At 41.0% G+C, this 22,590-nt stretch carries 19 protein-coding genes; 16 read left to right on the top strand and 3 right to left on the bottom strand.

Annotated features, from left to right (window positions below; genetic code table 11):
- The first annotated feature begins 29 nt into the window (after positions 1-29).
- The 7 genes from QTN47_RS08185 (at position 30) to QTN47_RS08155 (ending at position 8,444) form a co-directional block, all read left to right on the top strand.
- Entirely contained in the window at positions 30-1,199 is a 1,170-nt protein-coding gene (locus QTN47_RS08185) for a Kelch repeat-containing protein (protein WP_369328860.1), read from the top strand.
- Position 1,200: 1 nt separating this feature from the next.
- Positions 1,201-2,418: an MFS transporter gene (locus QTN47_RS08180; RefSeq protein ID WP_369328859.1), complete on the top strand. Its 1,218-nt coding sequence runs from the start codon at positions 1,201-1,203 to the stop codon at positions 2,416-2,418.
- A gap of 35 nt (positions 2,419-2,453) precedes the next feature.
- Positions 2,454-3,650: an AGE family epimerase/isomerase gene (locus tag QTN47_RS08175; protein ID WP_369328858.1), complete on the top strand. Its 1,197-nt coding sequence runs from the start codon at positions 2,454-2,456 to the stop codon at positions 3,648-3,650.
- A 97-nt stretch (positions 3,651-3,747) separates the two neighbouring features.
- Positions 3,748-5,247 (top strand): sialate O-acetylesterase, encoded by a 1,500-nt coding sequence (locus QTN47_RS08170; protein WP_369328857.1) that lies wholly within the window; start codon positions 3,748-3,750, stop codon positions 5,245-5,247.
- Entirely contained in the window at positions 5,247-6,416 is a 1,170-nt protein-coding gene (locus tag QTN47_RS08165) for a sialidase family protein (RefSeq protein WP_369328856.1), read from the top strand. The genes QTN47_RS08170 and QTN47_RS08165 overlap by 1 nt, the downstream gene beginning before the upstream one ends.
- Before the next feature lie 214 nt (positions 6,417-6,630).
- Positions 6,631-7,620, top strand: a complete 990-nt coding sequence (locus tag QTN47_RS08160; protein ID WP_369328855.1) for a GSCFA domain-containing protein — start codon at positions 6,631-6,633, stop codon at positions 7,618-7,620.
- A gap of 17 nt (positions 7,621-7,637) precedes the next feature.
- Positions 7,638-8,444, top strand: coding sequence for a class I SAM-dependent methyltransferase (locus QTN47_RS08155; protein ID WP_369328854.1), 807 nt, complete (start codon positions 7,638-7,640; stop codon positions 8,442-8,444).
- 3 nt (positions 8,445-8,447) lie between these two features.
- Here QTN47_RS08155 and QTN47_RS08150 read toward each other — a convergent pair whose 3' ends face one another.
- The 3 genes from QTN47_RS08150 to QTN47_RS08140 form a co-directional block, all read right to left on the bottom strand.
- The gene (locus tag QTN47_RS08150) at positions 8,448-9,443 is read right to left on the bottom strand and encodes an N-acetylmuramoyl-L-alanine amidase family protein (protein WP_369328853.1); all 996 of its coding nucleotides are present in this window, start codon (positions 9,441-9,443) and stop codon (positions 8,448-8,450) included.
- 285 nt (positions 9,444-9,728) lie between these two features.
- A complete protein-coding gene (locus tag QTN47_RS08145; RefSeq protein ID WP_369328852.1) occupies positions 9,729-10,214 on the bottom strand; it encodes a GNAT family N-acetyltransferase in 486 nt (161 codons plus the stop codon).
- An 86-nt stretch (positions 10,215-10,300) separates the two neighbouring features.
- On the bottom strand, positions 10,301-10,909 hold the full coding sequence (locus tag QTN47_RS08140; RefSeq protein WP_369328851.1) for a MiaE family protein: 609 nt from the start codon (positions 10,907-10,909) through the stop codon (positions 10,301-10,303).
- A 601-nt stretch (positions 10,910-11,510) separates the two neighbouring features.
- Here QTN47_RS08140 and QTN47_RS08135 point away from each other — a divergent pair.
- From QTN47_RS08135 to QTN47_RS08095, 9 genes are all read left to right on the top strand, one after another.
- Positions 11,511-12,617 carry an aminotransferase class I/II-fold pyridoxal phosphate-dependent enzyme gene (locus QTN47_RS08135; RefSeq protein WP_369328850.1) on the top strand — a complete coding sequence of 369 codons (1,107 nt, stop codon included), beginning with the start codon at positions 11,511-11,513 and terminating at the stop codon, positions 12,615-12,617.
- 248 nt (positions 12,618-12,865) lie between these two features.
- A complete protein-coding gene (locus tag QTN47_RS08130; RefSeq protein ID WP_369328849.1) occupies positions 12,866-15,334 on the top strand; it encodes a penicillin acylase family protein in 2,469 nt (822 codons plus the stop codon).
- 46 nt (positions 15,335-15,380) lie between these two features.
- Positions 15,381-15,734 carry a hypothetical protein gene (locus QTN47_RS08125; RefSeq protein WP_369328847.1) on the top strand — a complete coding sequence of 118 codons (354 nt, stop codon included), beginning with the start codon at positions 15,381-15,383 and terminating at the stop codon, positions 15,732-15,734.
- Positions 15,735-15,809: 75 nt separating this feature from the next.
- Positions 15,810-18,287: a DUF5686 and carboxypeptidase regulatory-like domain-containing protein gene (locus QTN47_RS08120; RefSeq protein WP_369328846.1), complete on the top strand. Its 2,478-nt coding sequence runs from the start codon at positions 15,810-15,812 to the stop codon at positions 18,285-18,287.
- Between the two features lie 698 nt (positions 18,288-18,985).
- Positions 18,986-19,339, top strand: coding sequence for an MmcQ/YjbR family DNA-binding protein (locus QTN47_RS08115; RefSeq protein WP_369328845.1), 354 nt, complete (start codon positions 18,986-18,988; stop codon positions 19,337-19,339).
- A gap of 181 nt (positions 19,340-19,520) precedes the next feature.
- On the top strand, positions 19,521-19,718 hold the full coding sequence (gene rpmI / locus QTN47_RS08110) for a 50S ribosomal protein L35 (protein WP_369328844.1): 198 nt from the start codon (positions 19,521-19,523) through the stop codon (positions 19,716-19,718).
- Positions 19,719-19,797: 79 nt separating this feature from the next.
- Positions 19,798-20,142: a 50S ribosomal protein L20 gene (gene rplT / locus QTN47_RS08105; RefSeq protein ID WP_369328843.1), complete on the top strand. Its 345-nt coding sequence runs from the start codon at positions 19,798-19,800 to the stop codon at positions 20,140-20,142.
- A gap of 318 nt (positions 20,143-20,460) precedes the next feature.
- Positions 20,461-21,930 (top strand): type III PLP-dependent enzyme domain-containing protein, encoded by a 1,470-nt coding sequence (locus QTN47_RS08100; protein WP_369328842.1) that lies wholly within the window; start codon positions 20,461-20,463, stop codon positions 21,928-21,930.
- Positions 21,931-22,106: 176 nt separating this feature from the next.
- Positions 22,107-22,565, top strand: coding sequence for a YybH family protein (locus tag QTN47_RS08095; RefSeq protein WP_369328841.1), 459 nt, complete (start codon positions 22,107-22,109; stop codon positions 22,563-22,565).
- The last annotated feature ends 25 nt before the right edge of the window (positions 22,566-22,590 follow it).

Raw genomic sequence — 22,590 nt, 5'->3', positions numbered from 1 at the left:
CGTAAATCGTACTTAGTTGGCTTTCGCTTATGAAAAAGGTTTCTTTCATTCATTTATTTTCTTCAATTGCTATGTTGATATCAACGCATATAGTTGCACAAAAGGATTGTGGTATTCAGGTGAAGTGGGAATTGGCAGCTCGTATGGAGAATGCTGATGGTTCTGTTTCAACGGGGTTTGCAGGTGCAATATTCGGGAAACTTGGCAATGCAATAATTATTGCAGGCGGTGCAAATTTTCCGGATAAGAAGCCCTGGGAAGGAGGAAGAAAGAATTACTCAAACGAGATTCATGTGCTGGAAAGAAGTGCAAATGGATTTGTTTGGAACAAGCTACACACAAGTAAACTTGCAGAACCGGTTGCTTATTGTGGTAGCACACAAATAGATGATTGTATTGTTTATGCCGGTGGCGAAAATTGCAATGGCATAACGGCCAGGGCTTTTATGTTGGAATTAAATAAAGCGAACGATGGAATCACAGTTCATGAGGTGCCTCAACTTCCTGTTGCGTTGACAAATGTTGCACTTGCATCAATCGGTAAGGTTGTATATGCATTTGGCGGAGATATGACTTCATCTTCTTCAGATGCTTTATATAGCCTGGACATTGGTAAAGAAAAATTGCAATGGAAGCAATTAGCATCTCTTCCGGTGGCACTGGCTAATACAACGGCTGTTGTACAAAACGGTTGCTTATATGTAATTGGTGGTAGAACAAAAACAGCATCAGGCATTAGTGAATTGCACAACGCAGTATTTTCGTTTGATCCCCAAAAACAGGCGTGGAAAAACTGTTCTCCAATAAGTGATGGTAAGAATGTAATGAATTTTTCAGCAGGAAGCGGCGTGGCTGTCAACGATAGTTTAATACTTATAGCCGGAGGCGACAATGGAAAAGTGTTTCATGAAATTGAAACATATCTGTATAGAATAGCACATGCATCAACAGATGAAGAAAGGATGAAATTGACGGTAGAAAAGAACAAACTCAATACAGATCACACCGGCTTTTACAAAGGAATGCTCTTGTATAATACTGTTGCCGACAGCTGGAGAAAAATCGGCGAATTACCTTTTCCTGCACACGTTACAACTAAGGCAATTGTAGAGGGGAATAATATTTTTTTGTCGACAGGCGAAGTTAAACCCGGCGTTCGTACGCCCGATATAATGACCGGTAAAATACATATTGATTAGCATGAAGTATTCAAAGAGATATCCCTGGGTATTGGTGATGCTGTTATGGGGCGTTGCGCTGCTGAACTATATGGACAGGCAAATGCTTTCTACCATGCGGCCGGCGATGCAACAGGATATTGCCGAGCTTAATTCTGCGGCGAGTTTTGGCAGCCTGATGGCCATATTTCTGTGGATCTATGGTTTAATGAGTCCCGTGTCTGGTTTTGTGGCGGACAAGCTGAGTAAGAAATGGCTGATTATAGTAAGTCTTTTTGTGTGGTCAGGTGTTACTTATGCAATGGGATATGCAACTACTTATTCGCAGATCCTCTGGTTACGGGCGTTGATGGGCATTAGTGAGGCGTTGTATATTCCCGCAGGCCTGGCACTTATCAGTAGCTACCATCCGCCCAAAACAAGATCACTTGCAATTGGAATTCATATGACTGGATTGTACACGGGACAAGCACTCGGCGGTTTTGGTGCGACGATCGCAGCAGCCTTTTCCTGGCACGCTACCTTTCATATTTTGGGTTTCGCCGGAATGGTTTACGCGATCGTACTCATCCTGCTTTTAAAAGATAAGAACAAGGAAGAAAGAGAAGAGTATGTGATAGCAAATGATAATGCTGCATCCGGAGAAAATATTCTCACATTGTTGCTTAACATCTCCTTTTGGATATTGGTGTTTTGTTTCGCCATAACAAGCTTACCGGGTTGGGCTGCAAAAAACTGGTTGCCGACGTTGTTTTCTGAAAATCTGAATCTTGATATGTCGCATGCCGGGCCGGCTTCAACCATTACAATCGCTGCATCGTCGTTCTTAGGTGTTATATTCGGAGGAATTCTCTCAGACAGATGGGTGCAAAAGAATATCAAAGGGCGCATCTACACAAGTGCATGTGGGTTAGCTTTTACTGTTCCTTCGTTGTTGTTAATAGCGCTTGGGCACTCAGCTTTTAACGTAATTGGTGCCGCGTTCTGTTTTGGATTTGGATATGGCATGTTCGACGCGAATAACATGCCGGTACTTTGCCAGTTTGTGCCTGTTAAATACAGGGCTACAGCTTATGGAATTATGAACATGGCCGGGGTGTTTGCGGGCGCTTTTGTTACTGAACTTTTAGGAAGATCAACTGACGAAGGAAATTTAGGAAGCAGCTTTGCGGTGCTTGCCCTGATCCTGATAGTGGTGATTACCGTTCAATTATTTTTTCTTAAACCCAAAGTGAACTAGACTTATTGGGATATAAACTTTCAAAATAAAATTTTATGAGCTATACTTTGCAAGAGCTAAATGCGCTTAGGGATTTCTATGCACATCAGTTACTGAATGATACGGTGCCCTTTTGGTTTCCCCATTCTTTTGATAAGGAATATGGTGGCTTTTTATTGATGCGTGATGCTTGCGGAACTTTGATAGATGATGATAAAGCTGTTTGGATTCAGGGACGCGCAACATGGTTGCTTTCAACTTTATACAATACTGTTGAGCAAAAAGACGAATGGCTGGATGGTGCAAAACTGGGCTTCGATTTTTTGAATCAGCATTGTTTTGATACCGATGGCCGCATGTTCTTTCATGTAACACGTAAGGGCAGTGCCATTCGCAAGCGCCGCTATTTCTTTTCTGAAACATTTGCTGTTATTTCCATGGCGTCCTATGCCAAAGCAACAGGGTGTAAAGCCGCTGAAGAACGAGCCCGCAGCCTATTCGGTAAATGTATTGAATATGCATCTGCACCGGGAATACTTCCTGCCAAGTATACGGATGAAAGACCTTCTAAAGGGATCGGCGTTCCAATGATCATGATCAACACTGCACAGCAATTGCGGGAGACGATAGGTGACGACCGTTGTGATGAATGGATCGATAAATGGATCAGTGAAATTGAAAAAGATTTTGTGAAAGATGACATCCGTTGTGTGATGGAACAAGTTGCGCCGGATGGAAGTATTATTGATCATATCAATGAAAGAACACTTAACCCCGGACATGCAATGGAAGGTGCGTGGTTTATACTGCATGAAGCAAAATATCGCAACAACGATCAGCGGTTAATTGACCTTGGTTGTAGAATGCTTGATTACATGTGGGAGAGAGGTTGGGATGAAAAGTATGGTGGCATTTTTTATTTCAGGGATGTGTATAACAGACCGGTGCAAGAATATTGGCAGGATATGAAATTCTGGTGGCCACATAACGAAGTAATTATTGCAATGCTGCTGGCCTATTTAATGACGGGTGATAAAAAATATGCAGAACGCCACAAGATGGTGCATGACTATGCATACAAACATTTTCATGACAAGGAAAATGGTGAATGGTTTGGATATTTACACAGAGATGGAACAATTGCACAAACAGCCAAAGGCAATTTATATAAAGGTCCTTTTCATTTACCAAGGCAGGAATGGTATTGCATGTCCATATTAAATGAATACCTGGAAGAAAACAAGCATTGGTAATTGTCAACTCGTATGCTTTGAAAAACATAGCGTGTCCTCTGGGAAACGCCGTGTAATGCTTTTATTTATTAAACAAAGTAAACCTGATATCGAAAGAATGAAATTTGTGTTAGCTATATTTTTTTTATCGCCATTCGCACTCAATGCTCAACTGCAAGTGGCTAAAATATTTTCGGACAACATGGTTTTACAAAGAGATAAACCGGTAAGTGTTTGGGGCAAGGCAATCCCTGGCAACAGCGTAGCAATCCACTTTGCCCATCAGCAAAAGGTGGCACTGACCTTACCTGACTCAAGCTGGCATATTGTTTTTCCTGCGCAGCACGTAAACACAAATCCCCAATCAATTTCCATTACTTGCGGCAACCAAAAGATTGTGCTGAAGAATATTCTGGTTGGAGATGTTTGGCTTTGTCTTGGTCAGTCCAATATGGAATTTCCAATGAAGAATGAAGCGCACTATTCCGAAGCGCTGCAGTCCGCCAGTCAACCGCTCATCCGTTTTTACAATCCCACTTACATTGGTAAGAATGTTTTTGGCAGCGTATATCCAGACTCCATGCTAAAGCGTCTGAATGCAAAAGAATTTTATAACGGTTCCTGGCAGGTATCGGATACCAGCTCAATAAAAAACATGAGCGCTGTTGCCTGGTATTTTGGCAAAATGATAAAAGATTCAGTCTCCGTTCCAATTGGCCTTATCAACCTATCAATAGGAGGGTGCCCGATAGAAACCTTTACAGATGTAGCTACCCTGGCAGGCAATCCTGCTTTCAAAGAGAAGGTGAAGGGAAATTGGTTGCAAAATAAGTTTTTACCAGAATGGGTAAAGGAACGGGGGATTCAGAATCTCGGCGGCAATTCGCTACAAAAGAATGATGGATATGGCCCTGATCATGCTTACAAACCAGGTTTTGCATACAAAGCCGGAGTGCAGCCAATATTACAGATGCCAATAAAAGGAGTGCTTTGGTACCAGGGAGAAAGTAACGCACAGGAAATTGGCACTGTAAAAGAATATGGGCAATTATTTAAGTTGCTGGTATCTGATTATAGAATTAAATGGCAAGATGCCAATCTTCCGTTTTACTGGGTACAGTTATCGTCTATTGATTCAACAAATTACCAATCCCAATTGTGGCCAGTCTTCAGGGATGAGCAGCGAAAAATGCTTTCGGAGATAGTGCATAGTGGCATGGCCGTATGCAGCGATATCGGCGCAAAAAATGATGTACACCCTACTAATAAAAAGAATGTTGGCGAACGCCTTGCAAGATGGGCGCTGTATAATGATTATAAAAAGAACATCATGCCTTCAGGGCCTTTGCCGCAAAAGGCAATTTTCAAGGATGGGAAAGTTATCATCACATTTCAATATGCATCAGGAGGTTTGAATACTTCCAACAACGTAGTTCTCCGGGGATTTTCTTTTGATGGCATTAAAGAAGTGAATGCAGCAATTGATCACGATAAAGTTGCCATTAATAGTATTAATAAACCTGCGTATGTTTACTATGGCTGGAAATCTTTTACGGATGCTAACCTGGTAAATAGCGCGTTGCTACCTGCATCAACATTTAAAATAAAAGTTCAATAATGAGAAAGTTTTTTTCAACGCTTACTATGTCCGTTTTGCTTGTGTGTTTTGCTTGCGCACAGGAAAACAAAGTGTCCGTATTTACTTCAGGTGATGAAGGTTACCAAAGCTATCGCATTCCTGCAATTGTAAAATTGCCAAAGGGTGACCTGCTTGCCTTTTGCGAAGGAAGGGTAAATGACTCTGATGATTTTGGAAACATTGATATCGTTATGAAGCGCAGTCAGGACAATGGTAAAACCTGGTCAAAGCTGCAGGTTGTGGTTGATAACGACCATCTGCAAGCCGGCAATTGCGCGCCTGTTGTTGACCTGACCGATCCTGCCTATCCAAAAGGAAGATTATTCTTGTTTTACAATACCGGTAACAATCACGAAGGTGAAGTTAGAAAAGGAAAAGGATTAAGAGAAGTGTGGTACAAGACATCTGCAGATGGTGGAAATACCTGGTCAGATGCGGTGAATATAACGCTTCAGGTGCATAAGCCTAATCAGCCACAGATAAATCCTGCGTATCATTTTTCAGAAGATTGGAGAAGTTTTGCGAATACACCTGGTCATGCCATGCAATTTGAACAGGGCAAGTACAAAGGCCGCCTTTACGTGCCTGCAAATCATTCTGCAGGCAATCCATTGCCGCATTTTAATGATTACAAAGCAAATGGCTACTATACCGATGATCACGGAAAAACATTTCATATCAGTGAAGATGTTTCCACTCCGGGCGGAAACGAATGTATGGCAGCACCGTTGTATCCTGACGGACTTGTTATGAATATCAGGAACCAAAGTGGCAGCGAAAAAGCCCGGATCATTGCTTATAGTAAAAACGGTGGTGAAAACTGGGATACTGCTTATAACGACAAAAATTTACCTGATCCTGTTTGCCAGGGCAGTATTCTCAGGCTGGATAGTAAAAAAGGCAAAAATGTACTGGCATTTTGCAATGCTGCAGATACCAGCAAACGTGATAATCTTACCTTACGGATCAGCCTTGACGAAGGCCGCACATGGGATCGTAGTATTACGGTTGACAGAAGTTCTGACGGTCAAAAAAACAATTCAGCCTACTCCGATATTGTTCAGATCAGTAAGAATAAAGTAGGCATTTTGTATGAAAAGGATGAATATAAAAAAATCGTCTTTACGGTCGTATCAATTGACAATTGACAGTTGATAATTGGTAATGAAAAAGCGGGAGGTTCAACACTCTGTGTAACTCTGTGTCTTCTCCGTGTTTCTCCGTGTAACCTTTTTATTACATGGCGGAATACAGATACAAAATTTCACAGAGTTTTTCGTGTCGAAATCTTTTCAATTCTCAATTAACTAACTTTGCACTTAGTCACATTTTTCAATTATCAATTATCCATTTTCAATTAACATGCAGTTCCAGGTTCCCATCAATATCAAAAAGCTAGAGCCATCAATCACTTATAAGGATAAAATTCTTTTGATCGGTTCATGTTTTACAGAACATATCGGTAATTACCTGGAAGGCACAAAATTTAACGTGCTGCAGAATCCTCATGGTATTTTGTTCGAGCCCGTAGGTGTGTGTGATTCATTGGTGTCATATATTGAGAACCGGAAATACACAGAAGATGATCTTTTCTATCTGAATGAAGCATGGCATAGCTGGCACCACCACAGCCGTTTTTCATCAGTTAAGAAGGAGGATGCCATTACTGAAATAAACAAGTCGCAGCAACAGGCGCATGAGTTTCTTAAAGATGCGGACTGGCTTATCATCACACTTGGTTCATCATTCGTATACAAGCTGGTTAAAAACATGAGGCCGGTGGTTAACTGCCACAAAGCGCCAGCGCAAACCTTCATCAAACATTTATCTACCATTGAAGAAATAATCACAACATTAGACACCACCATTCACAGGTTATTTCACTTCAATAAAAAACTGAGGATCATATTTACCATAAGCCCGGTCCGTCATTTACGTGACGGAGTTATGGAAAATAACAGAAGCAAGGCAAGACTGATAGAGGCTGTGCATCACATGGTGAACAAGTTTGAGCGGCTTTATTATTTTCCGGCTTACGAACTGGTTATAGATGTGCTAAGAGATTATCGTTTTTATGACATAGATATGGCCCATCCCAACTATTCGGCAACGCAGTTTGTGTTGGAGAAATTTGCCGAATCCTGCATGGATGAACCAACGCAAAACCTGATGGAAGATATCCGCAAGATAGTAATAGCGCGTCAGCACAAGCCCTTTAATCCATCATCACAACAGCACAAACAATTTATGCGCACCCAACTCCAGAAGGTGGAGGAGCTTCAAAAAGAATATAATTATATTGATTTTACTAAGGAATTAGCGTATTTTTCTAAAGAGGAGCAGGCACCGTAATCTTAAAGCCATTAACCATGGACGAGAACACCTCTTTTTCAGGCACCATACCGTTTAACTATGACAACTGCCTGGGTCCGATGCTGTTTGAGCCGTTCGCTATTATCATGTCTCAACGTATAAAAGCGTTGGCTCCCGATTCAATACTCGAGATTGCCTGCGGTACCGGCCGGCTTACAAAATTTCTTCCCAAGATCCTTCGGGAAGGCGCCAGGGTTATTGCGACTGATCTTAACCCGGCTATGATAGATTATGCACGACACAAACATTTAATGCTGAGAGATGTGGCTTTCTTTGAAGCCAACGCGCAAGCACTCCCGTTTGATGATGGCCTGGTTGAATGTATCGTCAGTCAGTTTGGTGTTATGTTTTTTGAAGATAAGGTCGCCGCATTTAAGGAAGCATATAGGGTTTTATCGCCAAATGGAACGCTGCTTTTCTGTGTGTGGGATAAATTATCAGCCAATCCCGCCTCCGCAACGGTTCAGGATATTATGAAAGAGTTCTTTCCTGAAAATACACCACTCTTTATGTATCTGCAATTTTCTTATTTTGATGATGAAGTTATCAGGTTTGATCTTGAGCAGGCCGGTTTTGAGAAAATCAAAATATCAACTGTGCCGGCTGAAGGGTTTTCTGTGGAAGCAGCAGCTGCAGCACAGGGCATGGTATATGGAACGCCTTTATTTAATCATCTTTCGGACCGTGCGCCCGCTTTAATACCGGCAATTGTGCGAAAGCTGGAACAGACTTATACAGAGAAATACGGGGAGCGTTTTGCTACCCCGCTGAGAGCGCTTGTTGTAGAGGCAACAAAAGCATAAGCGTTATTGTTGCTGTCCCGATCCGGCAGCTTCGGTGATCTTCCCTGCTTCTACATTTTTCTTATACATTAGCACCGCGTTAAAGATCGCAGAGGACACTTCTTCCTTTCCAAGATCACTGTTCATATAATCTTCTTCTTCAGGATTGGTTATAAAGCCAGCCTCAACAAGAATGCTCGGCATTGCTGTGGCCTGTAATACCCAGATCCCTTCATTATTACGTTGCTTAACACCGCGGTTTACTCTTCCCTGCCTGATAAATTCATTTTGAACAAGGTCTGCAAGCATTAAACTTCTGTCAAAGTATTTCTTTGTACGCAGGGAGGCCATGATCCTTGCTTCCGGAGAATCGAACAGATCTTCTGCTGTGGAGTCGGTTTGCTCGCCCTGAAGCTCAGTAGTATCAACGGCTGTGTTACTTTGTACAAATTGAATTTTTGAGTCATTCTTGTTAATGGCCCATATAAAAGTTTCGGTGCCGGTAACGTCGCTTGGGGTTGTCCAATAACGATATACAGGTACCCGTTTTGTGTGTTTTTTTCTTTTTTTGCCTTTGCCGGTGTAGTAGGTTGAAGTTTTATAGTCTATTATTTCCGAATGATGCTTTGCAGGTGCATCATTACAGTGAATGCTGATGAAAAGATCTCCGTGGTTTTCATTGGCAAAATTTGCACGATAACGGTTTGCGTCACGTGGATTGGCAATGCCACCTGCATCATTCCGGTCGTTCCGTGTCATTAACACTTTAACGTCTGGCAATGAGTCCTGGATTTTTTTTGCGAGAGCCTGTCCAAAAGCCAGTGTTAAATCAGATTCATAACTGTATTTTCCATGCGCATTCAACGTAGGATATCCATGGCCCGGATCTATTATTATTGTTTTAATGATTTGTTTTTTTACAGCCTGGGAGTAGGTATCGGGGCATGCCATCAACAAGAGAGCTGACAATAGTACGGGTAGAGTGAATTTTTGGGTAGCTGATTTAATTCTTTTCTGCATTTCCTTTGTCTTATAATGATAAACCGGTCATAAAACGAATTAGCTATACCGGCAAGGTATAACTTCCTCATTATACGACTACAAAGTTGAGTTTTTGTTTTTTAATGTACCGTAGAAGCTGTTTTGCGACGCAAATAAAGCAACTCGAAAAATAAAAGTAACGATTAAAGCAATTTTACGCGTTTTCTTTATAAGAACATTGTTAAAAAATGTTATTTAACCCAAGCGCCTGTATATTGTATTAATCAAAATTATAATTTAAGTGTAATTCTTTAATCGTAGCTGTTATTTTGCAGTAACCGCTTGTTCACTTAAAGAAATGGTATAAACAAAAAAACTGTTGTCCGCCGGTTTTTTCTGAAATCCAATTGATTCATACAGTTTTTGAGCATTGTAATTGTCAGTTGCAGTTTCAAGCTGCATATAGGTGGCTCCGTTAGTTTGGGCAAAGTCCATGGCATTTTTGATCAGTTGATATCTGGCGCCTTTTCCGCGATATTCTTTTTTCACAAACAAATCATTCAAGATCCAGTTTTTGCAGGCCCGGACTGATGAATAAACAGGATATAGTTGTGTAAAGCCTACAGGCTTTATTTCCTGGCCATGCTGTTCAAGAGCAACAAATATTACCGACTCATTATTTTCCAGCCTTGTGTTGATGAATTTTTCCGCGAGTGAAAGATCCGGAGACTGACCGTAAAACATCCTGTATTCATTGAATAATTCTGTTACGAGATCGCTTTCAGATTGGTCGATCCTTTTGATGGTCATGATAGTGATAAGTTATACGTTATACGTTGTTCAAATCGGAATTAAGATCATGTTGTTGCAGGCTTTAAGCTTTAGACTTTAAGCTTTTAATGTATCCTGTCACCTCTCACTTCAATTCCGTTCATTACTTCGGCTTCATAAGCCAGCCATTCTTTCCAGCGTGATCTTACTTTTTCCGGGTCGACATAAGTTTCCGCCAGTTCAATGAACAGTGTATAGTGCCCCGCTTCACTCTCCATAAAACGTCTGTAAAAATTGCGCATGTATTCATCTTCCAGCCCTTCACTTAAGCGTTTGAATCTTTCGCAACTGCGCGCCTCGATGAGTGCCATCGTGAGCATTTGATCCAGAAAACGATCTTCAGGATGTCCACCTTTCTTCTGAAATTCCAGCAGCTTGTTTACATATTCGTCTTTGCGTTGTTTACCAAGCCTGAGATTGCGTTTTTTCAGTTCCTGCAATACAAGCCTGAAATGGCCCCATTCTTCGGTAACAATAGGTGCCAGTTCGCTCACAAGTTCCTCTTTGTCAGAATATTTCTGAATGATGGAGATGCAGCTTGTTGCAGCTTTCTGTTCGCAATAAGCGTGGTCCGTTAGGACGTCTTCGAGCTTCATTTCCGCCAGGTTCACCCAGCGTGGATCTGTTGGTAGCTGAAGTCCAAGAATGTTTTTTGTATCCTGCGAAAGTTCCATCCTGCAAATGTAACCATATAAGCATGTTTTTTTTGAACCATATAAGGCATGTAAGGACATTTAAGCCATTGTTTGCTAGAGACGCTAGAATTGTTAGGAGACTCAGTCACTCGAAACTTTCGGCTGTTGTTCGCTTGGGGTTCCCTTATATCCCTTCTATATATCTAGTGAATAGTCAATGGTCAATGGTGAAGGTTCGAGCTGGTTAAGTAAATATATTGTCGTTTAAGTGTTATTATTATCCTGGGCAAAAGCTCTTATTTGCTCTTATATTTCTTCTATACAACTAGTGAATAGTGAATGGTCAATGGTGAAGGTCCGAGCTGGTTAAGTAAATATATTGTCGTTTAAGTGTTACTATTATCCTGGGCAAAAGCTCTTATTTGCTCTTATATGTCTTATATGGTTTAAAAAACTTCGCTTAGGTCAGCTTTAGGCTTTAGGCTTTGGGCTTTAAGCTTAATCAGTTGTTAACAAAGAAACGTTGGCGCGGCCGACACCTTACTTATATGCCTTATATGGTTTAAAAAGCGCTAAATGTTTTATACGTTTCAAGTCTAGTTTAAAACTGCTACCTTTCGCCGGTTAATGTTTTGGCTTTATGTACAACGATGATTTTTTACAACACAAACTTGATGAGCGTATTCAGCAGGATGCATTGAGGGCATTGACGCTACCTTCAGGCAAAATTGATTTTTGCAGCAACGATTATATCGGCATCGTGAAAAATGGTCTGTTAAAAATCAACGATGCTGACGCGTTTAGCTATTCTTACGGCAGTACAGGGTCAAGATTGCTTGCGGGCAACTACGAGTTGATTGAACAGACCGAAAAGCAGATAGCGACGTTTCACAAAACCGAAGCTGCAGCTATTTATAATTCCGGATATGATGCGAATACAGGCGTGCTTTCCTGCGTGCCACAGCGTGGAGATACAATTTTATACGATGCACTTTCTCATGCATCGATAAGAGACGGCATCAGGTTATCTTTTGCTCAAAGCTTTTCTTTTGCACACAACGATATGGATCAGTTAGAGCTGCGGTTACAGCAGGCAAAAGGGAATGTGTTTATCGTTACCGAATCCGTTTTTAGCATGGATGGAGATGTTTGTCCTTTAAATGAACTGGTTGCGCTAAGTAACAAATACAATGCGCACCTGGTTATTGATGAAGCACATTCTACGGGCACCATAGGCGAATCAGGGGAAGGTTTGGTTCAATCGATGGGATATGCCGATCATGTGTTTTGCCGGATTCATACTTTCGGGAAAGCGGTGGGTTGTCACGGCGCCGCTGTTGTAGGATCAACCCGGTTAAAAAAATACCTGGTTAACTTTTCCAGGAGTTTTATTTACTCAACGGCGCTTCCGGAAGAAGCGGTTCATCGTATTTCAACTTCATATAACGTATTTCCAGGGTTGTCAGAAGAAAGAAAAAAACTGGGTGAGCTTATTCAATATTTCCAGTCTGCAGATATCGCTTACGAAAAATTCAAGTCATTAACGCCAATACAAGTTGTAATGGTGCCAGGAAATACCGCCATAAAAGCACTCGCTCAAAAATTACAGGAAAATAACATTGACGTACGGGCCATACTCTATCCCACAGTTCCCAAAGAAAAGGAGCGCCTGCGCATTGTACTGCATTCATTCAACACAGTGGAAGAGGTGGAGATGCTGGCTGGGTTGCTGAAGAGTGAGGTGTAAGGGGTCAGGTGTCAGGTTTCAGGTATCAGGTGTCAGGCGTGAGGCATAAGGTGTGAGGCATAAGGAAAAGGTTTCTAATCAACTAATCATAAAAATCCTCCAATCCCGGTCCAGAAAACCCGGCTGCAAGCCGGTTACTTTTAATCATAATCTCCCCCTGTCCATAAAATCCTCCAATCCCGGTCTCAAATCCGAATCAAAAGTTTTAACATTGCTGCATCAATTCAATTTTCAATCTAATACTTGCTATGCGGGTAGTCTATTTTATTCTTAGCCTGGCATTGACCGTCGGTTTAATCATCGTATTAAATGTTCCGTTACCTGCGGGAAAAACCAAAACGCCGCGTATGGGATATTTTCTTTCGCCTCAAAAAGGCTTTTGGCAAAATGCCGAAGCTGCGGATAAAGAATTTAACGCTGCCATTCATGCGTCCGGACTTAAAGGGAAAGTGAGTGTATATTTTGATGAAAGACTGGTCCCGCATATCTATGCAGAAAACGATCATGATGCCAACTTTGTACAGGGATATCTCCACGCACGTTTTCGCTTATGGCAAATGGATTTTCAGACATATGCGGCTGCCGGAAGGTTAAGCGAAATAATGGGCGCACAGGGTAGTGGTTCAGACTTTTTAAAAATCGATAAGTTCTTTCGCCGTCTCGGAATGGTTTATGCCGCAGAAAATTCACTGAAGCAAATGGAATCTGATCCTGAAAGCAAAGCTGCAGCAGATGCATATACTGCCGGTGTGAATGCATACATTAGCGCACTTGATGAAAAAGATTATCCGTTAGAATATAAGATGCTTGACTACAAGCCGGAACAGTGGACGAATCTGAAAACTGCACTGCTGTTGAAATATATGTCTTATGATCTCGCCGCTTATGAACAGGATTTTGAAATGACAAACGCCAGGAGCATTTTTACAGCAAAGCAGTTTGAAAAATTATATCCTTATGGTCAGGATTCACTTGATCCTATTGTTCCTAAGGGAACTGTTTTTGCAAAGGCGGGACTGGTGGTTAAAAAGCCTTTGAATGCAGATTCTGTTTATTTCACATTTAATGCAGATACAACTAAATCCCAGGCATACAATCCAAAGCCTGATCCTGCGAATGGAAGCAACAACTGGGCTGTTAGCGGAATAAAAACCGCGAGCGGCAAACCAATATTATGCAATGATCCACATCTCGGTTTAAATCTTCCTTCATTGTGGTATGAGGTACAAATATCAACACCGGGAAATAATGTTTATGGCGTTGGCTTACCCGGCGCGCCAAATGTGATCATTGGCTTTAATGATAATGTGGCTTTCGGCTTTACAAACTCAGGACGTGATGTTCGCGATTATTATGAAATCACTTTTAAGGATAGTACAATGCAACAATATCTCTATAACGGTGAGTGGCAGAACACTACGTTTAGAGATGAAGTAATTAAAGTAAAAGGGGCAGTAGCTGATACGGAACATATAGCCATGACCGTTTGGGGACCTGTGATGTATGATAAAAATTATCCCAACATCTTAAAAGATGGCAAGGCATACGCCTGCCGGTGGAAAGCGCACGATCCCAGCGATGAGCTAAAGACTTTCGGAAAGCTGGATAAAGCGAAAGGGTACGATGACTATGTTGACGCGATATCTACATTTAGTTGTCCTGCCCAGAACATGATCTTCGCAAGCAAGAGCGGCGATATTGCGATTCGTCAACAGGGCAGCTTCCCTGCGAAGTGGAGAAGACAGGGTGATTTTCTTATGCCGGGTAATGACAGTTCTTACCGTTGGCAGGGAATCATCGGTGATAGCTTCAATATAACACTTCATAATCCCACGTATGGCTTTGTAAGCAGCGCCAATCAATATCCTTATGATACGACTTATCCTTACTATATAGGTGGTTCTAATCCTCCGTACCGCGGTATTATAATCAACCGGAATCTTACACAGATGGAAAACATTACACCGGAAGATATGCAGCGCTTGCAGACAAATAACTACAACATATTTGCTGAAATGGCGAAGCCGGTGTTATTGAAATATACAGATGAAACAGCTTTGACTGATACGGAAAGAACCTTGTTCGAAACATACAAAAGCTGGAACCTTCGTAATGATATAGATGAAAAAGGCGCGACGATCTTTGCTGTATGGGTAGATAGCATTATGGCTGAAATGTATGACGATGAACTATCCCAAAGCCCGTTGCCAATGCCGCAACCGGTGCAAAGCACTATGCTTGAAAGTATCTTAAAAGATAGCAGCTATGTATTTGCAGACAATATCAATACCCCTCAAAAGGAAACAATAAAAGATATTGTGACAGCAGCATTTAAAAAGGCGACAACAGAATTAAACATTGCGGAGAAAACCGGAAAACTGGCATGGGGCAAGTTTAAAGATTCCGGAATACGGCACTTGCTCCGGATACCTGCGTTTAGCAGACTTCATTTGCCAATTGGTGGGGGAAATCATATTATAAATGCAACCAAACAATTTCACGGTCCAAGCTGGCGAATGGTCGTACATTTAAATGACAAGACCGAAGCTTACGGTGTTTACCCGGGCGGACAAAGCGGTAATCCCGGCAGTAAATATTATGATACATTTGTTGATTATTGGGCGAGTGGTAAATATTATATGTTATCTATAATATCAGAAGCCGAGATAAGTAAACAGAAAGGACTTAAAGGGAAAATGACGTTTAGTAACAGTTAAAATCAGCTATCGAAAGATAATCAATGCTGAACTAAAATAACCTCCAATGAAATTAGTTGTTTCAATAATACTTACGGCCCTGCTGGGATATGCAGTTTGCTTATTTCTCCCGTGGTGGGGCTTTGCCGTAAGCTCATTCCTGATAGGAATAATCATCCACCAAAAGCCATCGAAAGCTTTTGCAGCAGGCTTTGCAGGCTTGTTTTTGTTATGGGGATTTCATGCTTATTTCATTGATTTAAATAACCAGAATTTACTGGCACCTAAAATAGCTGATGTGCTGGGTATTGGAAGTTCAGGGGCTCTTATAATAATTACCGCAATTGTTGGCGGCCTGGTATCTGCATTTGCAGCTTTATCAGGTAGTTTCGGACGGACGCTCATTAAAACGCAGAATTGATGGCGTATAAATTGCATTTATTATTCCCCGGAACCTTGTTGCTTCGCACGCAACCGCAACAGCCTTCTATTTTTAATGAAGATTCAGTGTAGACTTGCATATCTGATTGGTATGCTGTTGCTGACTTTTTTTTGTTCGGCACAGCATATTTCCGGGCGGATCACAGATAGTTCCGGCGCAGCTTTGAGTTTCGCATCCATTTCAATTAAAGGGAGTAGTATTGGCGTTTCTGCCAATGCAAAAGGAGAATACAGTCTGCAGGTTGATCCGGGTAATTATGTTTTGCAGTGTATGCGTGTGGGATTCAAAACCGCTGAAAAAGAGATCATTCTTGATCAGAGAGATATTATAATAGACTTCATTTTATCTGAACAGCAATATGCACTTGACAATATTACAGTAAAAACAGGGCAGGAAGATCCCGCCTATGCCATAATACGGAAGGCAATAGAAAAAAGACCCGATTATGAGCAAGAATTGCAACGGTTTCAATGTGAGGTTTATATAAAGGGAACATTGAGATTAAGGAAATACCCCAAAAAATTTCTCGGTAAAACAGTCGACTTTGAAGACGGTGATACCAGCCAGCAAAAATTCCTCTATCTCTCCGAATCCGTGGCCACCTTCGCACAGCAGCCGCCTGATAAAGTAAAAACAGATGTTGTTTCAACGAAAGTAAGTGGTAACAATAATGCTTACGGACTAGCCTTGCCGCAGATGTTATCATTGTATCACAACACTATCAAAATAGGAGAGAACCTGAATCCCCGCGGATTTATTTCGCCCATAGCAGACAATGCACTTAAGTTTTACAATTACAAGTTTGAGGGAACTTTTTATGATGGTAAGAAAATGATCAATCGTATAAAAGTGAGTTCCAAAAGAACTTTTGAACCCACTTTTTCGGGCTATATCAATATCATGGAAGATGACTGGCGTATACACAGCGTACAACTTATGGTCGCCGGGAAAAGACAAATGCAGTATTTGGACACACTCAGGCTGGAGCAAATTTATATTCCATATGATAACAAATGGGTTTTAAAACACCAGGTGATCTACCCTCAGTCCAACGTTTTCGGATTCGATATATTTGGCAACTTTATCCAGGTGTTTGACAAGTTTAATCTCAATCCGATATTTCCGGACGATTACTTTAATAATGTAGTTGTAAAATACGACGTCAGTTCCAACACAAAGCCTGCTCCGTACTGGGACAGTATTCGCCCAATCCCGCTTCAACCGGAAGAAGCGAGGGACTATCGCTTTAAAGACAGCCTCGAAAATATGAGGCAGCAACCTGAATATATCGATTCTTTGGATCTGAAGCGAAACAAAGAATTCCGGCCCATCGCTTTCGTGCTGGGCGGCAAAAAGTTTATCAGGCGCAGGTTAAACAGGACAATAACTTTTCCGGCGATATTTGACATATTGAGCTACAATACAGTTGAAGGAACAGTTGTAAATTTTAGTCCTGAGTATTTTAAGGAATTCAAGCAATCTCACAGTTATCTTGATATAAGCCCCAATATCCGCTACGGCTTTACCAATCATCATTTTAATGCGCGGTTGTCTGCGGTTTACGGCTATGGCAAAAGACACGATCAGTCAATAAGTTTTTCTGCGGGCAAAAGAGTATTTCAATTTAACCCGCTGCAACCTATTACCTCGCGTGATAACACCATTGCAACACTTGTGTATGAAAGAAATATCATGAAGTTGTATGAAGCATGGTTCACAAGGTTCAGGTATTCCAACGAAATAGCCGACGGGTTTACGCTTAAGTTTGGAGTTGAATACCAGCATCGTTATCCCTTGGAGAATACCGGCGATTATACAATTTTTGACATCAAGGGCAGGGAGTTTACACCCAATTATCCAACAAATATTGTGTCCTCCAATATTCCGGAACACAAGGCGCTTGTAGCCAACATCAATTTTCTATGGCAGCCTGGTATCAAATACATTCAGAAAGGAGGCGAAAGAACTGCGCTCAACTCCGGCTATCCTACTTTTGAGCTTGGGTTTACACAAGGCTTCAATAAATGGTTGGGCAGTGATATACAATATAATAAATGGAACTTTTCGGTATCGGATGACATAGACCTTCGTTTGGGAGGTAAATTACAATGGCGCTGGAATGTCGGTGGTTTTATAGATACCACGCAGTTATACCTGCCGGATTACCAGCACTACTATGATAACCGCACTGTTTCTGCCAGCCCGTATCTGAAGAGTTTCCAGATAATGCACTATTATGATTATAGTAATAAAGAGCGTTTTCAAACCTCTGCACACTTAGAGTATCACCTGAATGGATTTCTATCCAACAAGATTCCATTGATGAAAAAATGGAACTGGTTCTTTGTTGCCGGCGGCAATGCGCTCTATGTTAATAAGGATAAGCAGTACGGAGAGATCTTCTTATCCATTGAAAACATTCTTAAAATTTTCCGCATAGATTTTATAGAGGCCTTCCAGAAAAATCAAACACCCACGTCAGGTGTAAGGATTTTGTTTGCGGGAATACTTGGAGGTGTGAGGGAAGACTAAGTTTATGGAGAATGGAGAATTGAAAATGGAGGGAATGGGCGAATGTGCGAATTTGCAAATGTGCGGATGTACAAATTTAAGGTCGTTTAGTTAAGCATATATCGCCAACTTTGGGAGATGCCTCATGTCGTCGACATGACGATCCTGGCTTATCAGAAAAAGTAATCACAGCAGCACTATCACGAGTATGTAATACTGCGGAATCTGCACCTGCATCGTCGCCTCGACCAGTAATTTGGGATAACCACAATCAAAAAGAGATGATAGGACACTTTTCGTCGATAGTCCGTAGGACTTTAAGCTTAATAGAAACCAAAACAACAAGGCCTTTCTTGTCCGTAGGACATTAACCCTTTTATTTGGTTAAAGTCCTGACGGACTATGATGTTCTCAATTCGCAAATTTCTATTAAGCTTAATTCCCTACGGGAAAAATTGTTACTGCTATGAAATCTGTTATTGACACGGTAGGAGAGATCTCCCGAATATTGATCTGATCGCGATTTTATGAGGCTTGATATTAACACTCGCAACTAAACGACATTGCTATGCGAACTGGCTCAATTAGTGTCAGTGATCAATAAATCAGACATCAGCAAATCAGACATCAGCGATCCTTAAATCAGCGATCAATTTGTAACTTAGCTTTCAATTCACCAGATCGCATTATTCACTTTTCACCATTGACCATTCACTACAATGACACTCGAAGCACTTCGTTCTTATTGCATCAGCCTGCCACATGTCACCGAAACTGTGCAGTGGGGCGATCACCTTGTTTTTAAAGTTGGAGAAAAAGTGTTCTGTATAGCATCAGGAGAAGATCCTTTAACGGCCAGTTTCAAGGTGGAAGAGGAGACCTTTTTCGAGTTAACTGAGCGAAATAGTATCGTTCAGGCGCCTTACCTGGCCAAAAAACAATGGGTATTGGTGGAAAAACCGGGTGCACTCAAGGTCGACGAATGGAAATCTTATATTTACAACTCATATAAGTTGGTGGTAGCCAAGCTTACCAAAAAATTGCAAAAGGAATTGGGACTGAATGATTTGTAAACGCCGCGAGATCTGATAAAAAGGCCACTCACAGGGCATATATAGTATTTTTGCTCATTTATTCCTTAAAACTGCATTTATAATTAATAAATCCTTACCTTTGCGCCTCATTTCCCGTAAGGCTCAACAAGTTTCCGCATGAGTGGAACGCCAGCAGGGAGTAATTCTTAACAGGATTATAATGCCTAAAGTTAAAACAAACTCTAGCGCGAAGAAGCGCTTTAAGGTGACAGCTACAGGAGAAATCACCTATCAGAAATCTTTCAAACGTCACATCTTAACCAAGAAATCTAAAAAACGCAAAAGAGCTTTAAGAAAAGATGGTCTTGTTGTGCCAGCAAACAAAGACTTCGTTATGCGTTTATTACGTTTGAAATAGTCTAAACCGTCAAACCGGTAAAAATCATTTTAAAAATCCTGTTAGCTGGTTAATCACCTCTAACGCAAAATAATCAGATATGCCACGTTCAGTAAATGCTGTAGCATCAAGGGCAAGAAGAAAAAGAATTCTTAAGAAAGCCAAAGGCTTTTATGGTAAACGTAAAAACGTTTATACCGTTGCCAAAAATATTGTTGAAAAAGGTCAGACTTACAGCTATGTAGGCCGCAAATTGAAAAAACGCGAATACCGCCAGCTGTGGATCGCGCGTATCAACGCTGCAGTGAGAGAAGAAGGTATCACTTACAGTGAATTTATCGATAAACTGAATAAAAAAGGTATCGAACTTAACCGTAAAGTTCTGGCTGATATGGCTATGAACGAACCTGCAAGCTTCAAAGCACTTGTAGCTTCAGTTAAGTAATCATACTTCAATATAGTTAAGGACCGCTGTGCTGATAAGGCATGGCGGTTTTTTGTTGGCTGTCAGCTATCAGCTATTAGCCATCAGCTTGTCAACTCTCCAGTTCGTGACTTATCTACACCATTGTGTTAACTGTATGGTTGAAATTAAAATGGAGTCACCTTTGTTCGCCAAAACATTTATGGCTAATAGCTAAAAGCTGATAGCTAATAGCTGAATGCTGACAGCTCCCCATTTTTTTTCCCGCATTTATTTTCCAATCATTTACTTTTGCTACGCTAAAATTCTTGTTCACAGCTAATAATTCACCCGCAAAGGATGAACAATACCTACACCGGACTGGTTAAGCAGACATTCCACTTCCCTCAGGAAGGTTTTGATGTTAATGACAATGGCTACCTGGAGTTCAACGGTCTTGATTTACAAGCCCTCATTAAAAAGTATGGTACACCAATGAAGCTAACTTATCTGCCCAAGATTGGGATGCAGATAAATAAGGCTAAAAAAATGTTTGATACGGCCATTAAAAAGCACAAATACGAGGGTAAGTACTTCTATTGTTACTGTACCAAGAGTTCTCACTTTTCTTTTGTGGTTGAAGAAGCGCTTAAGCATGAAATTCACCTGGAGACTTCTTATGCGTACGATATCGAGATCATAAACAGGTTATACCAGAGAAGAAAGATCACAAAAGACACTTTCATCATTTGCAATGGGTATAAGCAAAAAGCTTACACATCAAGAATTGCAAAGCTGATCAATAGCGGGTTTAAAAATGTAATTCCCATTCTTGATAACAAGGAGGAATTGCAGATGTATAAGCGAAGTGTTAAGCAACCATTTAAACTGGGCATCCGCGTTGCTGCGGAAGAAGAACCAAGCTTTCCATTCTATACTTCAAGACTTGGCATTCGCGCAAAAGATATCCTGGAATTTTATGTAGATAACATTGAAGGTTACGAAGACAAGTTCCAGCTAAAAATGCTTCACATCTTCCTGAATAAGGGTATCAAGGATGATATCTATTACTGGAGTGAATTAAATAAGATCATTAACCTGTACTGCCAGTTAAAGAAGATCTGTCCTGAACTGGATTCGATTAACATAGGTGGTGGTTTTCCTATTAAGCACTCGCTTGGTTTTGAATACGATTATCAGTTCATGATCAACGAGATTGTTGGCAATATTAAGAATGCCTGCAAAAAAGCAAAAGTGCCGATGCCGAATATCTATACAGAATTTGGAAGTTATACTGTAGGCGAAAGCATGGCTCACATTTATAGTGTGATCGGCCAGAAAATGCAGAATGACCGCGAGATCTGGTACATGATCGATTCTTCTTTCATCACTACTTTGCCTGATACCTGGGGCATTGGAGAGAAATTTCTGATGATGCCCGTTAATAAATGGGATAATGAGTACCAGCGAGTCGTCTTGGGGGGACTTACTTGCGACAGTCATGATTACTACGATTCTGAAGAACATATCAACGAAGTGTTCCTGCCCAAGCTTTCATCCAATCATACAGTAGGCGAGGCGAGAACTCCTTTACAAAAAGAAAAAGAGCAGGAGAAAATAAAAGAGAACGAAGAACCATTGTATGTTGGCTTCTTTCACACAGGAGCATACCAGGACCAGATCAGTGGTTACGGTGGTATTAAGCACTGCCTGATCCCATCTCCAAAGCATATCATCGTAGAAAAAGATAAGAACGGAAAATTGGTTGACTGGGTATACGCTAAAGAGCAGTCGGCGCAGAGCATGCTGAAAATCCTAGGCTACCTGTAAATTAGAAAAAGTCAAAAGTAAAAATTCAAAAATCAAAATAGCTGCACGCTTTTTGAGTTTAAGTAAAGCTGCAAAATGTGCGGTTTTTAATTTTTACTTTTAAATTTTGACTTTTCTTCAATATTATTGAAACGTGACACTAACCTTGTCACGTTTTTTACTTTTAAAAACTGTTTATGAAGACTATACTAGCCTCTGTTATACTTGTGATATTAAGCTCCCAACTCTATGCACAAACGCAAGAAGACTCAGTAAAAGCAGTAATAAACAAATTCTTTGCAGCTATGAAGGATGCTGACGCTGCCGGTATGCAGGCATGTTTTGCAGATAGCGCACTATTGCAAACTGTGGTAAACAAAAACGGAAAGGTATCGGTAAGAACAGAAGCCATTAAAGAATTTGTTGCTTCTGTGAGCAAATTAACCAAAGGCGACGCCGATGAAAGGATCACTTTTGAGACCGTAAAATCTGACGGATCATTGGCCATCGCATGGACGCCCTATAACTTCTTTTACAAAGGGCAATTCAGCCACTGCGGCACTAACTCATTCCAGGTAGTTAATATCAATGGGCAGTGGAAGATCCAATACATTATTGACACAAGAAAAAAGGTTGGATGCGCTGAAGCTAAATAGATATCAAAGAAGGGACAGTGGTTCA

Source organism: Danxiaibacter flavus (assembly GCF_041060425.1).
In the GTDB taxonomy this organism is placed as follows: domain Bacteria; phylum Bacteroidota; class Bacteroidia; order Chitinophagales; family Chitinophagaceae; genus Danxiaibacter; species Danxiaibacter flavus.
The sequence above is the reverse complement of the archived record's forward strand: the minus strand, read 5'-3'. Positions and strand labels throughout refer to the sequence as shown.